The following is a 17,601-nucleotide window of genomic DNA, read 5'->3' as shown; positions in this document are numbered from 1 at the left end:
CGATGATCCGAGTCCTGGTCGCCGACGACGAGGCGCTGATGCGCGCGGGAATCCGGCTGATCCTTGAGAACGCGGACGACATCGAGGTGGTCGCCGAGGCGGGCGACGGGCGGGAGGCCGCCGCGGCCTGCCGTGCCCAGGACGTCGATGTCGCCCTGCTCGACATCCAGATGCCGGCCAGGGACGGGATCGCGGCCGCCGAGGACATCGCCCGCCTCTCGCCCCGTACCTGTGTGGTGATGCTGACGGCGTTCGGCGAGGAAGCGAGCGTGACGCGCGCCCTGCGGGCCGGGGCGAGCGGATTCCTGCTCAAGGACACCGGTCCCGCCGACCTGATCCGCGCCGTGCAACTCGCCGCGAAAGGTGAGCCGGTACTGGCACCCCGGATCACCCGGCAGCTGCTGGAGAGGCACGTACGGTCCGGCCGGGACACCGAGGCCGCTCTGCGCCGGATCGACGAACTGACCCCGGCCGAACGGGACGTCCTGCGGTTGCTCGGCACTGGCCTGTCCAACGCGGAGATCGCCGATCAGCTGTATCTGAGTGCCGGCACGGTCAAGGCCCACATCAGCCGGATCCTCACCCGCACCGGCTGCGCCAACCGCGTACAGGCCGCCGTGCTCGCCCATGACGCCGGGTTGCTCGACGACCGTTGAGAGGCCCTTCCGTCGGCACGGCGGCAGGGATGCGGACGGGGAGGGCGAGTGACTCGTCTCCCCTCTCACGAGATCGCTCGCTCGGGTGGCTGCACGGGCGCCGGAGGGGGAGCTCACCGTCCGTGGCCCGATCTGCACGCCATGGTTTCATTTTCCCGAGCCGGCCACTGAACCCCCTGCGCAACCGACGGGTAACCACCCCGGTAAGCCGCGCCGGACCGAGCTCATTGGTATTACTCGCGTTAACAGTTATCCCTGGCGGCGGTTCACACTTGCTCCACATGTGATCCGATCGAATTTGCGGCGGCTTGACGCATTGACGGATCCCTGCGAAGGTCAAATCACACCGACTCCGCGTCGGCGGTCGAACTCGGGTATGTGGCGGTCGATGGTCCGTGCACCGGTCAACGCCCCGTTCTCGCCCGAGGAGTCGACACCAGGCTTTCCGGCCTCAGGAAGCAGGCTCCGGAAGGACGTCGGTGAGCACGAACGCAAGCACACGGGGGTGTACTTACGTGGCGGCAGCCATGCATACGTCTGTCCACAGCGTCGCAGCAGGGCTCCAGGCCTCGGGAATGCCGAGAGCGGACCTGCGGAGGTGAGCCGGCGATCGGGTCCGGCTGACACGGGCAGTCTGTCGTTCGGCTGAGCCGGATTTCTTCTCCGCGTACCGGAGAGGCGCCCTTCTCGCGCCCGGACGCATAGCGCTTCGACGCGTTACCGCACCGTTCGCTCGAATTCACCGTTGTCCCTGCCGCGTGCACGGCGCACTCATCATGCTGCCCGTGCTCGTGCCCGTTCGCGTGCTCGTGCCCATTTCCCTTTCGATACGAGGAATCACGAGGAATTTCGCCATGCCCACATTCCAGTCCAGCGACCAGGCGACCCGGATCTTCACCCACCTGTTCGAAATCCTCCTCAAAGACGAGACGTTCACCCAGCGCATGAGGGAATCCCGTATCTCGCTGCACCTGATCCAGTCCAAGCCGGACGTGGAACTCCACGTCACCCCCGACGGCGTGATGGCGGGCGCTCCCGCGCAGCCGGCGGCCATCCGTCTGAAGATGAGCTCCGACACGGCCCACGACCTCTGGCTGGGCAAGCTGCTGATGCCGGTGGCCGTCGCCACCGGAAAGGTGCGGATCAAGGGGAACGTGGCCAAGGTCCTCGAGTTCGTACCGCTGCTGCGACCCGCTTTCGACCAGTACCCGGACATCGCCAGGGCTGAGGGCCTGCCGGTCTGAGCAGGCGGCCGATTCCGGCCCCGCACCTGAGCCAACGCCAGATCCACGCCAGATCCACGCCCGATCCACGCCCGATCCAGTAAGAGGTTCATCACAGCATGGGCAACGCCCCCGCCATCACCCCCGACCTCACCCCTGACATCACCGCCGACAGCGGCGCTTTCCTCGACGAGCCGCGGCAGATCCAGGAACTCAGGCAGCGCATACGGGAATTCGTCGACACGGAGGTCCGTCCCAAGGCCGTGGAGAACGACCGCGCCCCGCACGACGACTTCGACCGGGAGCTGGTCCGCAGGGGCCATGAGGCCGGTCTGTTCCGCCTGGTCGTGCCGAAGGAGTACGGCGGTCTGGGGCTCGGCGTCCTCGGGGTCGCGGTGGCACTGGAGGAGATCGCCGCAGTCTGCGCCGGCACCGCCCTGATCTTCGGAGCCACCCTGCTGGGCCAGGCCCCGGTCCTGCTCTCCGGCGATCCGCAGCTGCAGTCCCGCTTCCTGCCGCTGTTCTCCGGTGACGACCCGGTGTTGGCCTGCAACGCGATCACCGAGGACCAGGCGGGCTGCGACCTGCTCATACCGGAGAACGCCGAGCACGCCACCGATGTGGTCCAGGCCCGACGGGACGGCGACAGCTACCTGCTCACCGGGCGGAAGCGCTTCATCACCAACGCCAAGGTCGCTGAATTCGGTTCCGTCTACGCGAACGTCGAAGGACACCCGGGCGCCACCGGCCTCACGGCGTTCATCGTGCCGCTGGACTCCCCGGGCGTCACCCGTGGGCCGGTCGCCGACAAGATGGGGTACCGGGCCTGCCTCGGCAGCGAGTTGGTGTTCGACGAGGTGCGGGTGCCGGCGGAGAACGTCGTCGCCGGCGAGGGCAACGGCATGCTCATCAACATCCAGCAGATGAACATGGCGCGCGCCACAGTCGCCGCCATCTCCACCGGTATCGCACGGGGCGCCTTCGAGATCGCCAAGCAGTGGTGCGCCGACCGCGTTCAGGGCGGAGTCCCGCTGTACGAGCACCAGTTCTCAGCCCGCAAGCTCGCCGAGATGGCCGCGCGGATCGAGGCGGCCCGGCTGATGTACCTCAAGGCGGCCCACACCGCGGACACGGAGATCCCCGCCCCGGTGTTCGAGCCGGCCACCGCGAAGCTCTTCGCGGACCGCGTCGCCATCGACGTGGCCCAGGAGGCGATGTCGCTGATGGGCGCCCGCGGCTACCTGCGGGAGTACGGCATGGAGAAGTTCGTACGGGAGTCCCTCGGTGCTCGCATCTACGAAGGCACCCCTGAGGTTCTCGCGCTGGCGATCACCGAGTCGCTGTACGCCGAGGACGACTTCTGACCCCGCCCCGTCACAAGGAAGGCGAGGCCAGCAAGCCAGGCAAGGCAAGCAAGGCAAGCAAGGCAATAAGGCAAACAAGGCAAACAAGGCAGGCAAGGCAGGTAGGGCAACTCATGGGCAGGAATGCCGATTCCATGGCCGGTGGCGCGGCCGCTCTCCGTCCCTGGAACGTGCCGCTCGGCCTGTCCGGCGACCATCGCGCCGCCGGACCGTCCGAGGGAGCACGGCAGCGGTACATCAGGGACATCCTCCGACTGCACAGCCGACAGAGTTTCGGCCGCCTGGACGCGGAACTCCGAAGGACCGACGCGTGCCTCTACCGCTCCGATCACGGGCGCGGGGTGGTCACGTCCGTCGCCCGCTCGGAGTCCATACCCGAGCGGTACCTCGTCGGGCTGGCCGGATTCCGGCTCTCCGAGTACCTCAGGGCCGGTTTCGCCAGCGAGGACCTCGTCTTCAGCCGGTCCTTGTTCTGTGAGCCGGTGCGGGAGTTCCACCCGGCGGACCTGCATGTGATCACCACCGACGTGGCCAGCGGCCGCATCCTCGGGTACGTGGCTCTTGCCCACACCAAGGATCCCGAACCCAGGCCGCTGAACGCCGCCGACCGGCACCCGTTCCCGTGCGAGCAGGCCCACGACGTGCGTCTGCAGGACGTGCTGCGCGAGGCCGGGGACCTGACCACGCACGCGGTCAGGGAGGTCAAGCGTTTCGTACACGCCCACGCCGTCACCGACCGCTCGTTACGGCTGCGGATCACACTCGAACTGCTGGCCGCCCTCACCCGGGCGTCCCGGCTGGAAGGGTGCCCGACCCGGCTGCTGATCGGTGACGTGGAGGAGCATGTGGCCCTGCGCCACCTCGTGCTGCTCGGACTCGACGTGCGTCTCCTGCTGGGCACCGAGCCCCGCCTGAACCGGCAGAACGTCATGCATCCCATGTACACGGCGAGGGAGAAGGTCCTCCCGTTCTACGCCTGGGCGCCGGCGGCGGAGGAAGTCGACCGGCGCGGCCGGCTGCTGGAGCGGGCCGCCGCGTCCGACTCCCCGTTCCGCGCGCTGCGCGAACTCATGGCACAACTCACCGGGTCGGTGCGGTACACGGACGCCGAGCGGCGAGTGGGCCGGACGGTTCCCCGCGCGGACGCGGCGGCCGGGGAGGTGGCCGCCTGATGGCCCTCACCCATGAGTCCGCGCCCGGCCGCGACTTCTACGAGGAGTTCACCGAACGCAACCGCGGGTTCGTCCCCGAGCGGACGCAGGAAGCCCTGTCCCGGGCCCGTGTCCTCGTCGCCGGCTGCGGTTCGACGGGCGGGGCCGCGGTGGAACCCCTGACTCGGATCGGCGTACAGGACTTCCTCCTGGCCGATGTCGGGGAGTTCGAACTGAACAACCTCAACCGGCAGCATGCCGCCTACGGCGACATCGGCCGCCACAAGGCGGAAGTGGCCGCCGAGCGCGTCCTGTCGGTCAACCCGCACGCCCGGGTGGAGGTGGTCACCGAAGGCGTCACCGGCGACAACGCCGAGGCCCTCGTCAGCGGGGCGTCCGTGGTGATCGACGGTGTGGACGTCACCGAACGTTCCGGCTGGCGGGCCAAGTACCTCCTCCATGAGGCCGCGGTCCGCTCCCGCCGCCCCGTACTGACCGGATACGACATGGCCGGCACCCAGTACATCAGGTTCTACGACTACCGCTGCGACGGCTCCTCCCCTTTCGACGGCAGGATCACGGCGGGAGACGTCGAACGGACGGGTATCTGGTCCCTGCTCTACCGTGCCGTACCCACGCGGTACATCCCGCTGGAGATGATCAGCGACGCGCGCGAACACCTGGGCGAGGAGGGCTACAGCGTGCCGCAACTGGTGTACGCGTCACTGCTGTTCGGCGCGCTCAGCACCCGGATGACCGCGCAGATCCTGGTCGGTGAACCGGTGCGCCAGGACGTGGCGGTCGACGTCCACGGCGTGACCCGGCCGCTGGCGGCGCGGGTGCGCACCGGGTTGCGGTGGCCGGTCGAGCTGATCGGCGGGCTGCGCAAGCTGGCGGCGACGGCGGCGTCGGCGGCAGCCCGCTGAGGCACCCCGTCACCGAGCTCCGCGTGTTCGGTCCCTCCGGCACGCGGGGCGTACCACGTGCCGGGCGCGCCGGGGGTGGGGAAACCTGCCCGCGGCGCGCCGTGCGGCGCCGGGCCCCCGTCCCGTCCGGTAGCCGGGGGCGTCGCCGCGCCCTTGGCCGTACGCAACCCGTCGGCCTTACGAAGCCTCCTTGACCAGGCCGGACAGCATGTAGCCCACCACCTGTGCCGCGTCCTTGCCCGCCTGCTCGTGGTCTTCGGCGAAGGCCAGTGCGGTGGCCGCCTCGCAGAGCGTTCCGAAGATCACGGTCGCCGTCATCTCGATGGGCACCGGCTGCAACTCGCCCCGCTCGGCCAGCTGGTTCAGCAGTCCCAGCACCAGGGGCAGCGCCAGCTCGTCGTCCATCTCCCGGCAGCGCTGCACGCCGAGGACGCCGGCGGACTGGCGCAGCAGTGACCTCCGGCGCGCGTCCGCGACGTAGGCGCCCAGGAAGCCCTGCACGGCGGCACGCGCGACCGACCACGGCGAAGGCTCCTCGCCGCCGAGGTCCTTCAGGGCGATCCCGACCTGGTCGAGGACGCCCTGCTGGCTGACCTGGAAGACCTCGTCGAAGATGGCGCGCTTGTCCGCGAAGTGGTGGTAGACGGCGCCCTTGCTGACGCGGGCCGTGCCGGCGATGTCGTCGACGGAGGTGACGTCGAAGCCCTTCTCGGCGAAGAGTTCCGCGGCTGCCTCCAGCACCGCGGCGCGGGTCAGCGCCGCGTACTCCTCACGTCGTGACTTGACTGCCATGTTTCCTCCAAAGAATACTGACCGACTGTGAGTCGTTTGCAGACTCCAAGTCGGTGTACGACTCGGAGTTCCGTCATTATCCAGCCTGCCCCCTGACATCTCCAACGCTGGGAGCCGTCACATGTCGTCCGCACGCACCGCCGAACCGAAGCCCCCAGGAGGACTCGCCCACCACGCTTCCCGGCTGATCAGAAAGGCCCGCTGGCCTCTGCTCGTCCTGTGGCTGGTGGCCTTGGCGATCAGCGGCGTGGGCGCCTCGTCCATCGCCGACTCGCTCAGCGGTGGCGGCTGGTACGTGCCGGGAGCCGACTCCACCAAGGCGGCAGGCCAGCTCGAACACGGCTTCAAGGGCAGGGGCCGGACCACGGTCACCCTCGTCATCCACGACAAGCGCTACGAGTCCGACGACCCGCGGTTCGAGCAGCGGGCCCGGGACATAGCACGGCAGGTGACGGCGGAACCGGAGCTGAAGGTCACCGACAGCCACGGCTGGACCAGCCTCACCCCTCAGAACCGGTCCGACTACGCCGGCGACGACCACCACACCGTCATCGACTCCCTGGCCCTGGATCTCGACGACGGCACGGCGCGCCGTGAACTGCCCGAGGTGCAGGCGGATCTGGACGAGCGTTTCGGCCGGCAGGACCTCGACGTCTCCCTGGTCAGTCCCTCGTCCTTCTGGGGTGAAATCAACACGCTCAGCCAGGAGGGACTGGCCAAGGCCGAGCTGATCACGATGCCCCTGATCATCGTGATCCTTCTGCTGCTGTTCCGCAGCGTCGCCGCCGCCCTGGTCTCACTGGCCGTCGGCGTCTCCGCCATCGTCTTCACCCTGGGTCTCCTCGCCCCGGTGGCCCAGCACCACGAGTTGTCGGTCTTCGTGCAGAACGCCGCCACCATGCTCGGACTGGGCGTAGGCGTCGACTACTCACTGTTCGTGATCACACGGTTCAAGGAACAGCTGGCCAGGGGGCAGGACGTCGCATCAGCCGTGGCGGCGACCCTGCGTACCTCCGGGCACACCGTCCTCGCCTCCGGCGCCACCATCGTCCTGGCGATGTGCACCCTCTTCCTCATCGACCTCAACGTCATCTTCTCGCTGGCCCTCGGGGCCGTCGTGGTCGTCGCCTTCTGTGTGCTGACCACCGTCCTCTTCCTGCCGGTGCTGCTGCACCTGCTGGGAGACCGCATCAACGCGGGCCGCGTCCGCCTGCCGAGGAGCCTGCGCGAGCGGTTCCGGCACCGGCGTACCGCGGGGGAGACGGACGACCGCGCGGACGCGGACGACCGCGCGGCCGCGGACGACCGCGCGGACGCCACGAGTTCCGTGGCCGGCGAGGAGAACAGCCGCTGGTTCCGCCTGTCCCTGAAGGTCATGGCCAAGCCGGTGCTCTTCCTCACCGCGGCCAGTGTGGTCCTCGTCGCGCTCGCGGCTCCCGTCGCGCAGTTGCGCACCTTCTCCCCCGATGCCCGCATCCTGCCGGAGACCTCGTCCGTCAGGGTCGGATACGACCACATGCAGGACTCGTTCGGGGTCGGCGCCACCTCCCCGATCCAGGTGGTCGTCAGCTCCCGCGCACCGCTGGGGGAGGCGGAGCGGTCCGAGGACCTCACCCGTTTCAGCAGCCGACTGGAGAAGCTGCCGCACGTCGAGCGGGTCGACTCCGCCCTGCCCGTCCTGGAGTCCGCCTCCCCGCAGGCGCCTCTCAAGGCACTGGCCGCGCCCTCCCTGGACCGGCTGCCCGACGACGCCCGCGACACGGTGCGGCACTACGTCGCCGAGGGCGACCGCGCCTTCGTCCTGGAGGTCGTCCCGGACACCACGGCTTCCGACGACGCGGCGCGGGAGCTGCTCGACCGAGTCCATGAGGAGGCGGACAAGCTCCCCGCCTCCTCGTTCACCTCGGCGATCGGTGGCGAGACGGCCGAGGGCATCGACGCCAACCGTGTCATCCAGGACGGTCTGCCGCAGGTCATCCTCATCATGCTCGCGGCCGTCTACCTCGTCCTGCTGCTGACCTTCCGGTCGCTGCTGCTGCCGCTGAAGGCCATCGCGATGAACCTGCTGTCCATCGCCGCGACCTACGGCGTGCTCGTCCTGGTCTTCCAGAAGGGCCTGGGCACCGGGCTCCTCGGCTTCGAGCAGACCGACTACCTGCAGAACTTCGTGCCGGTCCTGCTGCTGGCGCTGTTGTTCAGCCTCAGTACCGACTACGAGGTCTTCCTGCTCGACCGGGTCCGCGAGGAGTACCTGACGACCGGGGACAACACGGTGTCCGTGGCCCGCGGCCTCACCCGGACCGCACCGCTGATCTCGGGAGCCGCCGTGCTCATGGTCGCGGTCTTCGGGGCGTTCGGGTTCTCCGGGATCGTGCCCATCCAGCAGCTGGGCTTCGGCATGGCTGTCGCCATCCTCCTGGACGCCACGCTCGTACGGCTCCTGCTGGTTCCGGCGGCGATGCGGCTGATGGGCCGTTGGAACTGGTGGTTCCCCGGCCGCGGCGACGGGGCGCCCGTTCGGCGGCCGGCCGCCGAGAGGGCCGAAGCCGCCTCGGAACCCGAACGCGCCGAGGCGGGACGCACGTAGGCCCAGGGCCACGCCCGTAAGGACACCTGAGGACACCGACGAAAGGACGGACATGGACGCGTTGATCGCCACCTTCCTCCTGCTGGGCACCATGCTGGGCGCCGTCGCCCAACTGCCGGTCCACGTCAGCCTGATCGGCGGCGCGGTCATCGGCGGCTGGCTGACCGTCTTCCTGGTGCGCGAGCACCTCACCGGACGCTGAAGGAGTGTGACCCCATGCCGCTGACCGCAACCCGGCCGTCGCCCGCCAGGACGTGCAGGCTGTCGAAGGATCCGAGCCGGCACCGGGCCGCGCCCGAGCCGAGCGGGATGGCTCCGGGCGGGAAGGCTCCGGGCGGGAAGGCTCCGGGCGGGACGAAGGACGTCGGCGCCAAGGACACCGACGGCATGGCCGTGGCGTCCTTCATGTTCGGCCTCACGGGACTACTGGTGGGGAACCTCGTGCTGGGCCCCACCGCCGTCGTGTTCTCGACGCTCGCGCTGGGGCGCGGCACGAGGCGGCCGTGCCGCGCCTGGTTCGGCATGTTCCTCGGTTTCGCCGACATCGCCGTCTTCGCGGCCCTGCTCGCCGCCAACGACTCCGTCACCTGGCATCTGTAGCGGAGCCCGGGGCAGGGGGAATCGTCTCCGGGGGCCGGATGGTTCCGTATCCCCCGTGTCGATCCACCGGCGTTTTCCGTTGGTTGGCCCATTCAAGTTGGTTCACGAGTCTAGGGACGTACGATGCTCCGCGCGTAGTCTGATGCAGTATGGGGGAACTGCGTATGGGGGAACTGCGCGCGGACTGGAGACTCAGGCTGCGGCGCGAGGACGCGCACGGTCCTGTCTGCGGTGCCGGTGTGCTCGTCGACCAGAACACGGCGCTGACCTGCGCACACGTGGTGCGTCGGCCGGATGCCGTGATGTGGCTGGAGTTCGCGGAGAACAGCGATCTGGAGCCGGTGGCCGCACGGGTGCCGCCCGGCGGCTGGCTGCCCGGGATCGACGGTGGCGAGGACGTCGCCGTGCTGCGCCTGGACAGTCCGCGTCCGCGGGCGCGTCCGGCCCGGCTGGCATCCGGGCTGTGGGCCGGTATGGAGGTGTACGCGACCGGCTACGCGAAGGGCTTCGACGACGGTCTGACCCTGTGGGGCCGTATCGGCGGGGCCAGCGGCGAGCGGGTGCAACTCGACGCCGTGACCAAGGCCGAGGTGGTGCGCGCGGGCTTCAGCGGGGCCGCCGTGTGCACCCGGCCGCACGAAGGGCGTCGCTCCCGCGTGGTCGGCCTCGTCGTCAGCTGGCGCGGCGACATGGGCGCGTTGCTGCCCGAGGACAACCGGCTCGCCGTCTCGTACCTGATCCCTGTCGACCGTATCGCCGAACTGTCGCCGATCATCGCGGAGTTGAGCGGCCCGCAGGCGTGGGACCACGACTTCGGGGAGCGGCTGACCCGGTGGCTGGAGGATCCGGACGAGGATCCGGTGAAGATCACCGTGGTGGGGCCGGGCAGCGGCAAGGACCGTTCCCTGCGCCATCTGCTGCACCGCGCCCACCTCGTCTACCGCGGCGGCGCCTCCAGCAGGCCGGACCTCGCCGACCACGCCCTGGGCCACATCACCTTCCCGCCCGGGCAGTACCTGGCGTACTGGGACTGGTTACTCGGCGCCAGACCCAAGCCCAGATCCGGGCCCAAGCCCAGATCCGGACCCGGACCCAGATCCGGACCCGGACCCGGACCCAGATCCGGAGCCGGGCCCGGGCCCGGGCCCAAGCCCAGATCCGGACCCGGACCCGCGCCCCGGTCCGGGCAGACTCCCGCCCTCGAGCCCGGCCGTCAGGTCACCGTCCTCGTGGACGGACTCGACGAGGAACCAGAGCCGGGCCCGCTGATCGAACTCCTGTCCCGGTTGCGGACGTTCGGCTTCCGGCTGTTGCTCGTCTTCCGGCACGAGGGCGGCACCGGCTGGACCGCGGCCCGTGACGAACTCCTGCGGCCCGCGCTCCTCGACCACGCGGACGCGCTGCTCGACCGCCTGGAGCGCGCGGAGTTCAGCCGTGCGGTCCGCCTCGGCGTGGTGGACAGCGCTTCCCTCGGCTTCATGACCGAGACGGCTGACCGCCGCCGACGCGAGCGCCGCCTGATCGACGACCTGACGGATCCGCTGCAGCAGCTCACCCGGGCGCGGCAACTGATCAGGACCCTGCGCGCCGACCTGCGGCGTCCCGGAGACCGGGGAGACCGGGGAGACCGGGCATGAGGTGCTCCGCCCGGCCCGGGCGGGGGAGGGGGAGAGGGAGGGGGACGACGAGACCATGACGACCTGCCCGCACCGGCGCTTCACCGGAGCTCTCTGCGGCGGAGCCGTACTGCCCACCGGCTACTGCGCCGAGTGCGGCCGCGCGGAGAAGGGCCCCCGGCTGCCCGTACTCCCCGAGGACCCGGGCGCCTTCGGCCCTCACGAGCTCCTCGCGCTGCCCGAGCGCGCGCCGCGCCCCGCACAGGAACGCCTCATCCACTCCGAGGCGCCGCTGCGCATCCGTATGAGCTGCTCGTCCACCGAGTGCGGCATCACCTTCGCACCGCCCTACACCGTGGGTCCGGTGCCGGTCGAGGGGCACTGCCCGGCCTGCGGCGAGCCCTACTCGTACCGGCCCGAACTCGCCGAGGGCGACGTGCTGCGCGACCAGTACCGGATCATGGGACCCATCGCGCACGGCGGCCAGGGCTGGGTGTATCTCGCCGAGGACTCCCATCTCGGTGACGTCGTCGCCGTCAAGGGACTGCTCAACCGCTACGAACAGGACGGCGCCCGGCTCGCCGACGTCGAACGCCGCAACCTCGTCGCCATCCGCCACCCCCGCATCGTCCAGATCCGCGACTTCGTCGCCCGGCGCGACGGCACCGGACAGGTCACCGGCGGTTACATCGTCATGGACGACGTCGGCGACGGCACCCTCGCGAAAGTCGTCGAGGAGACCCGGCGCGGTGAGTCGGTCCTCGACATCGAGCACGTCGCCGCGTACGGCTGCCAGATCCTCGAAGCCCTCGTCCATCTGCACGCCGGCGGTGAACGGGTCTTCGTGTACGGGGACATGAAGCCCTCGAACGTCGTGCACCACGGGGACGGCGTCAAGGTCATCGATCTCGGCGGCATGCGCGAACAGGGCCAGAGCCAGCCTCCCGCCCACGTCACGCCCGACTACATGGCGCCCGAGACCGGGTCCTCGGCCGTGCCCACCGTCGCCCACGACCTGCACACCGTCGGCGTCACCCTGCGGGAACTCGCCGGCTGGGCCGTGGACGAGGTGCCCGGGCTCGGCACCGCCTCCTTATGGGGGGTCGTCGAACGCGCCACCCGCAGAGACCCCGGCCGGCGCTTCGCCGACGCCCGGGAGATGGCGGGCCAACTGCGGGGTGCCCTGCGGGAGATCAGGGCCCTGCGCGGCAAGAGCGACCCGCCCGAGCCCTCCGACTACTTCCGGCCCTCCCCGCAGCTGCTCGGCGCCCGCCTCGGGACCGTACCGGGCATCGAGCACTGGCTGGACCGGCCCCGTCGCGACCGGTACGAGGCTCCCGTGGCCCCCGCCCTCGACCTCGGCGCCCCCACGCCCACCGAGATAGGGCGCTGTCTGCCGCTGCCGAGGCGTTACCCGGGCGATCCGCAGACCGCGCGGTTCGAGGTGAGCAGTGGCTACGACCCCGGTGTGCTCCTCGGCCAGGAGGACGAGAAGCCGCCCTCGGTCGAGATCCACCTGCACAACGTGCGCGTCCTGCTGGGCCGCAACACGTGGGAGGACCTGGAGCTGGCCCAGGAGGAGCTCGACACGGCCGACTCCCTTCCCGGGCCGTCCGCCGTGCGCCGGTGGCGGCTGGAGTGGCACCGCGCCCTGGTCGCGCTGTGCCGCGCCGGCCTGGACGACGCCCCGTGGCGGGTCGCCGATGCCAAGGCCCACTTCACCAGGGTCCGCCTCGAACTTCCCGGCGAGTACGCGCCCAAACTGGCCCTCGCCTACTGCGGGGAGCGGCTCGGCGACGACAAGGCCGGGCCCACCGCCAAGGAACTGTACGAGGCCGTGTTCGCCCGCAACCCCGCCCACGGTGGCGCGGCCCTGGGTCTCGCCCGGCTCGCGCTCCGCGCGGGCGATCGCCGGGCCGCCCTCGACGTGCTCGGCCGGGTGCGCCCCGGCACCCTGGACCACACAGTCGCCCGCATCGCCTCCCTGCGCATCCGCGCGGCCCGGCTGCCCGGAGACGGTGAACCGCTGCCCGCGCCCACCGAGGTCGACGCGGCGCTGTCCGAACTGCGCGGCCTCGTGAGCCAGGAACCCGGCGCCGGCGAGCCGAGCCTGTCCGAGGACGAGGCGCTGCGCCTCAGGACCGAACTCCTCGAATGGAAGCTGGACGCCCTGTACAGCCGCAGCGACCGGCCCGGCCCTCCGGGAGGGGACGCCGGACGGCTCGACGCCCGCGGCCTGAGACACCTGAGCGACCAGGAGCGCGCGCTGCGCAAGGAGATCGAATCGCACTACCGGCAACTGGCCGCACGCCACCGGGAGCCGCGCGAGGCCCACGAACACCTCGTGGACCTCATGCACGCGGTACGACCCCAGACCTTGATCTGACCGCACGGCAACGGAGACCCGCGCGGCAGCGAGAGCGCGCGGCGGTGATGGACAGGAGGACGGCAGCGAAGCCCGCACGGTGAGCGACGGACCGGAGGACGGCAGGAGGAGGACGTCAGCGAAAGCCCGCGCGGCGCGAAAGCCGGCACGGCGCGAAAGCCCGCGCGGCGCGAAAGCCCGCACGGCAGCGAATTGCGCACGGCAGCGACGGTCCGGAGGGCGACAGCCGGAGACCGGACGGCAGCGACAGACCCGCACGGCAGACGAAGACCCGCGCGACAGCGAAAGACCACCCGGCAGCGACCCACGGCAGCGACACACCCGCACAGCACCAACGCACGGCAGCGACACACCCGCAGAGCGACAACGCACGGCAGCGACACACCCGCAGAGCGACAACGCACGGCAGCGACACACCCGCACAGCACCAACGCACGGCAGCGACACACGGCAGCCAAAGACCGGACGCCCCCACGCGGTCCGGACCGTGACGAAGGGGGAGGAGCGGTGACGTACGACATGAGCAGCCACACCCGGCCGTCGCAGCCGGACATCCGGTTGAGCGTCGACCTCGGACACGACCTGCGACCGCATCGCAGCGCGAAGATCGAGGCACACCTGCGGGTCGACGTGGCCGCCACCGGCGCTCCCGCCGCCCTGCCCGCGATCGAACTCGCCGTGATCATCGCGGTGGACGTCGCCGAGCAGCACCGGGCGGCCGTCCGGCACGCGCTGCCCGCCGCCCTGCGCGCCCTGCCCGACGGGATCTCCTTCACCGTGCTCGGCGGCGGCCCGCAGCCCGTGCGGTGGTATCCGCGGGACGGTGACGAGTGGGCCGTCGCCGACCACGACGTGAAGCGCCGGGCCGCCTTCAGCGCGGGAGCGCTCCCGCTGCACCGGGACGGCCCGCGCCCCGCCGGGTACGCCGCCTGGGCGGCCACGTCACGCGCCCTGCTCGCCGCCCGCCCGCTGTCCGTACGCCATCTGCTGCTGATCACCGACGGCAGCAGCGCCCCGGGCGAGACCCGCCTGGAGGAGGAACTGGACGCCTGCGCCGGGCACTTCACCTGCGACGTCTTCGCCGTGGGCGCCGACTGGGCTCCCGAACCCCTGTTGACCCTCGCCGAACGGCTGCACGGCACCGCCGAGTCCGTGGGCGAGGGCCTCGGCCGGGCCGTCACCGCCGCCATCCAGCGGCTGCGCCGGGTGCACGCTCCCCAACTGCCGGTCGAGGTGGCCGTACGGCCCTCCGTGCGCCAGGTCGCGCTGAGCGAGAGGGCGCCCCGGCCGCACCGCCTCGGCGGGCTGCGCCGGCCCGGCCGGTCGCACCGCTGGAGCTTCCCGACCTACCAGTGGGAGCAGGGCAGCCGTGACTACCTGCTCACCCTCGTCGCGGACGCCGACGCCGACCCGCTGGAGACCGACCTGCAGTTCGCCATGGTCTCCGTCGGCGATGTCCACGCACCCGTCGTCGCCCGCTGGCACCGCCCCGAGCAGCCGCCGCCCCAGGCCCCGGCGGGCGGCTCGGGCGGCTCGGGCGGTTCGAGCGGTTCGGGCGGTGACATCGTGCGCAGCCTGAACGCCACCGCCGTGATGCGCGACGCCCTGCGCCGCGGGCTGGTCGCTCTGCGGGAGCACCAACGGGACGCCGCCGAAGGTCACTTGGGGCGGGCCGCACGTCTGGCGGCGCAGTTCGGCACGGACTGGGTGCTGGACGAGATCGGCGCGGTCGCCGACATCGAGGACGCGCCCGCCGGGCGGGTCCGGCTGCGCACCGCCATCGACGCCCACACGCTCGCCCCGATGATCCTGCGCGCCGGGTCCCGTCCCGGCGCACCCCTGACCGACACCGTCGGCCCACAGCCCGGCCCGCGCTGCGGCAACTGCGCCACTCCGGCCGGGAGCGAGGCCCGTTACTGCATCGTCTGCGGGGAGAAGCTGCTGTGACGACCGGAAGCGCCACCTCCTGGAGCGGATACTCCCCCGCCGCCTTCTGGCGCGGGCGCCTGAGCCGTTTCCGTACTCGTCGACTGCTGAAGGCGCACCTGCTGGTCCTGGTGACGTTCGCGCTCGTGGGGGCGAGCGCCCTGTTCCTGTCCTGCTGGAAGATCCAGGGCGGCGCCGCGGCGTTCGAGTCCCGGGAGGCGCCGGCCGTGCAGGGGTTCGCCGCCGCCCGGCTCGCGGTGCTGCGGGCCTACGAGCAGGCGCACGACCTGGGGGACCCCAACCCCGTCGGCGTCGCCGGCTCGGGCGAGACGTACCGGGCCCAGCTGTCCGCCGCCGACCAGGGGCTGTCCCGGATCGCGGACCGGACGGACCAGGACCTCGGCACCGTCAACGGGCTGCTCGCCACGTACGGCAACTCGATCAGCCTCGGCACGGCCATGTACCGCGACCAGCCACTCATGCGGCAGCAGAAGCTCGCCGAGGCGCGCTCGCTGCTCACCCGCCCGGACGTGGGGCTCGTACCCCGCCTGCACGAACTGCAGCGGGTCCAGATGAAGCGTGTCGAAGCCACCGCCACGATGGGGTGGCTGCAGCGCGGCGGCTGGTGGATCGCCGAACTCGCCCTGGCGGGCCTGGCGCTGACCCTGCTCTCCGCGCTGTTCGTGCTGCGCGACCGCTGCGGGCGCGACTGGAACCCGTACCTGATCGCGGCCTTCGCCCTCACCGTGCTGCTCGCGACAGTCCCGCTGCTGACGATGTCCTCCGCGCAGAAAGACCTCGACAGCGTGGCCGGGGACCTGCGACAGATCACCGAAGTCTCCCGACAACACTGCTGCGGCCCGGGGTTGGACGAGGCACAGCAGTCCGTCGCGGACAAGTCCGACGAGGTCCGGCGGGAACTGGCCGATGACGCCTGGACCTACGGGGTGTACCAGGGCGCCCTGATCGGGGGCCTGCTGCTCGTCGTCCTGCCGGCGGCGGGGCTCGGTCTTCGGCTCGAGAGCGACTACGGGAGGCGACCGTGACCCGTCGGTTCAAGGTGCTGGTGTTCCTCGTGGTGCTGATGCTGCTCTCCGCCGGCAGCATGGTGGTGGTCTGGGCGCAGCAGGACGACGACCCGGTGACCATCCTCGGGCCGTGGACCGACGACCAGGCGGACCAGTTCGAGACGGTGCTGCGCGACTTCGGCATCCCCTTCGAGTACCAGGGCACCGCGGCCCAGCGCGAGGTGCTGCTGTCCAAGGTGCAGTCGGGGGAGCCCCCGGACATCGCGATCATGCCCGGTGTGGGGGAGCTGGCGGAGTACGCCGACCAACAGCGCCTCAAATCGCTCGACGACCTCTTCTCGGAGGAGGAGTACGGCTCGCCCTGGAAGTCGGTGAGCGAGTCCGCGGGACACGTGTACTGGGTCCCGGTCAAGGCGGACCTGAAGAGCATCGTCTGGTACCGCGAGGACGACCCGCCCGCCCGTGCACCGGCACCGCTGAAGAGCTGGTGCATGGGCATGGGGGAGGACGGCGCCTCCGGCTGGCCCGGCAGCGACTGGATCGAGGACCTCGTGCTGCAACGGGAGGGTCCTGACGTCTACGGGAAGTGGGCGCTGGGGGAGGAGGGAGGGGAGTGGACCGGGAAGGCGGTGCGCACCGCGTGGGAGGCATGGGCCGGTCTGCTCCGGCAGGACAAGGAGGCGGCACGGCGTGCCCTGCTCACCGATCACCGCGGTGAGCCCGACAAGAACGGGCTGCTGTTCGACGGCCCGGACGGCTGCTCCCTGGAGCACCAGGGCTCCTTCGCCCGTTCCTTCTACCGGTCGATGCGTACGCACGCGAAGCTGACGGACTCCGCTCCGCTGCTGCCCGGTGGCCGCCACGAGGTACGGGCCCACGAGGTGACCGGCGACTTCGCCGCGCTGTTCAGCGACCGCCCCGAGGCGAGCGCGCTGATCGAACGGCTGGCCTCCCGGGAGGGCCAGCAGAAGTGGGCCGAGACCGCGGGCGTCTTCTCGGCGAACCGCCTGGTGCGGGCGCACGGCGGCGCGGTCGAGGAGGACATCGCCCGACGGCTCACCGGGAAGGGCCCCCGCTGCCTGGACGCCTCGGACGTGATGGCACCCACCGTGCGAGACGCCTTCTACGAGGCCGTCCTGCTGACCATCGCGAGGGCCGCCGCCGGTGAGGACCTCGGCATACGGGGTCTCCTGAAGGACGTGCAGGAGGTGCAGGACGAGCAGCGCACCAGCGGTTCGGCACCACGGACGGTGTGCAGCACGCGGTGAGCGCCCCGGGGACGCGCGACCGGCACGGTCAGCGCACGAGCACGGTCAGCGCGCGAGCACGGTCAGCGCACGACCACG

General features: G+C 71.0%; 14 protein-coding genes. 13 read left to right on the top strand and 1 reads right to left on the bottom strand.

The features are described 5' to 3' along the window. Window positions 1-2 precede the first annotated feature (2 nt). The 5 genes from AB0959_RS09965 (at window position 3) to AB0959_RS09945 (ending at window position 5,320) form a co-directional block, all read left to right on the top strand. Window positions 3-656 carry a response regulator transcription factor gene (locus AB0959_RS09965; RefSeq protein WP_366825832.1) on the top strand — a complete coding sequence of 218 codons (654 nt, stop codon included), beginning with the start codon at window positions 3-5 and terminating at the stop codon, window positions 654-656. 854 nt (window positions 657-1,510) lie between these two features. Further along, entirely contained in the window at window positions 1,511-1,900 is a 390-nt protein-coding gene (locus AB0959_RS09960) for an SCP2 sterol-binding domain-containing protein (protein ID WP_366825831.1), read from the top strand. A gap of 98 nt (window positions 1,901-1,998) precedes the next feature. After that, window positions 1,999-3,243, top strand: a complete 1,245-nt coding sequence (locus tag AB0959_RS09955; RefSeq protein ID WP_366825830.1) for an acyl-CoA dehydrogenase family protein — start codon at window positions 1,999-2,001, stop codon at window positions 3,241-3,243. A 113-nt stretch (window positions 3,244-3,356) separates the two neighbouring features. Then, on the top strand, window positions 3,357-4,415 hold the full coding sequence (locus tag AB0959_RS09950; RefSeq protein ID WP_366825829.1) for a hypothetical protein: 1,059 nt from the start codon (window positions 3,357-3,359) through the stop codon (window positions 4,413-4,415). Beyond that, the gene (locus tag AB0959_RS09945) at window positions 4,415-5,320 is read left to right on the top strand and encodes a ThiF family adenylyltransferase (protein WP_366825828.1); all 906 of its coding nucleotides are present in this window, start codon (window positions 4,415-4,417) and stop codon (window positions 5,318-5,320) included. The genes AB0959_RS09950 and AB0959_RS09945 overlap by 1 nt, the downstream gene beginning before the upstream one ends. Window positions 5,321-5,497: 177 nt before the next feature. Here AB0959_RS09945 and AB0959_RS09940 read toward each other — a convergent pair whose 3' ends face one another. Beyond that, on the bottom strand, window positions 5,498-6,112 hold the full coding sequence (locus tag AB0959_RS09940; protein ID WP_366825827.1) for a TetR family transcriptional regulator: 615 nt from the start codon (window positions 6,110-6,112) through the stop codon (window positions 5,498-5,500). Window positions 6,113-6,233: 121 nt separating this feature from the next. On the opposite strand from AB0959_RS09940, the gene AB0959_RS09935 reads away from it, so the two are divergent. From AB0959_RS09935 to AB0959_RS09900, 8 genes are all read left to right on the top strand, one after another. Further along, window positions 6,234-8,699, top strand: a complete 2,466-nt coding sequence (locus tag AB0959_RS09935; protein WP_366825826.1) for an MMPL family transporter — start codon at window positions 6,234-6,236, stop codon at window positions 8,697-8,699. A gap of 52 nt (window positions 8,700-8,751) precedes the next feature. Then, complete coding sequence (locus tag AB0959_RS09930) at window positions 8,752-8,901, top strand: hypothetical protein (RefSeq protein ID WP_366825825.1); 150 nt, start codon at window positions 8,752-8,754, stop codon at window positions 8,899-8,901. Between the two features lie 14 nt (window positions 8,902-8,915). Beyond that, on the top strand, window positions 8,916-9,299 hold the full coding sequence (locus AB0959_RS09925; RefSeq protein WP_366825824.1) for a hypothetical protein: 384 nt from the start codon (window positions 8,916-8,918) through the stop codon (window positions 9,297-9,299). A 164-nt stretch (window positions 9,300-9,463) separates the two neighbouring features. Beyond that, entirely contained in the window at window positions 9,464-10,936 is a 1,473-nt protein-coding gene (locus AB0959_RS09920) for a serine protease (RefSeq protein WP_366825976.1), read from the top strand. A 55-nt stretch (window positions 10,937-10,991) separates the two neighbouring features. Further along, entirely contained in the window at window positions 10,992-13,301 is a 2,310-nt protein-coding gene (locus tag AB0959_RS09915) for a tetratricopeptide repeat protein (RefSeq protein WP_366825823.1), read from the top strand. Window positions 13,302-13,820: 519 nt separating this feature from the next. Next, the gene (locus AB0959_RS09910) at window positions 13,821-15,248 is read left to right on the top strand and encodes a VWA domain-containing protein (RefSeq protein ID WP_366825822.1); all 1,428 of its coding nucleotides are present in this window, start codon (window positions 13,821-13,823) and stop codon (window positions 15,246-15,248) included. Next, window positions 15,245-16,273, top strand: coding sequence for a hypothetical protein (locus AB0959_RS09905; RefSeq protein ID WP_366825821.1), 1,029 nt, complete (start codon window positions 15,245-15,247; stop codon window positions 16,271-16,273). Before AB0959_RS09910 ends, AB0959_RS09905 begins: the two co-directional genes overlap by 4 nt. Continuing rightward, window positions 16,270-17,523, top strand: coding sequence for an extracellular solute-binding protein (locus AB0959_RS09900; RefSeq protein ID WP_366825820.1), 1,254 nt, complete (start codon window positions 16,270-16,272; stop codon window positions 17,521-17,523). Before AB0959_RS09905 ends, AB0959_RS09900 begins: the two co-directional genes overlap by 4 nt. Window positions 17,524-17,601: the final 78 nt, after the last annotated feature.

Source organism: Streptomyces sp. NPDC046862 (assembly GCF_040704615.1).
In the GTDB taxonomy this organism is placed as follows: domain Bacteria; phylum Actinomycetota; class Actinomycetes; order Streptomycetales; family Streptomycetaceae; genus Streptomyces.
This window is presented reverse-complemented; position numbering and strand designations above follow the sequence as displayed.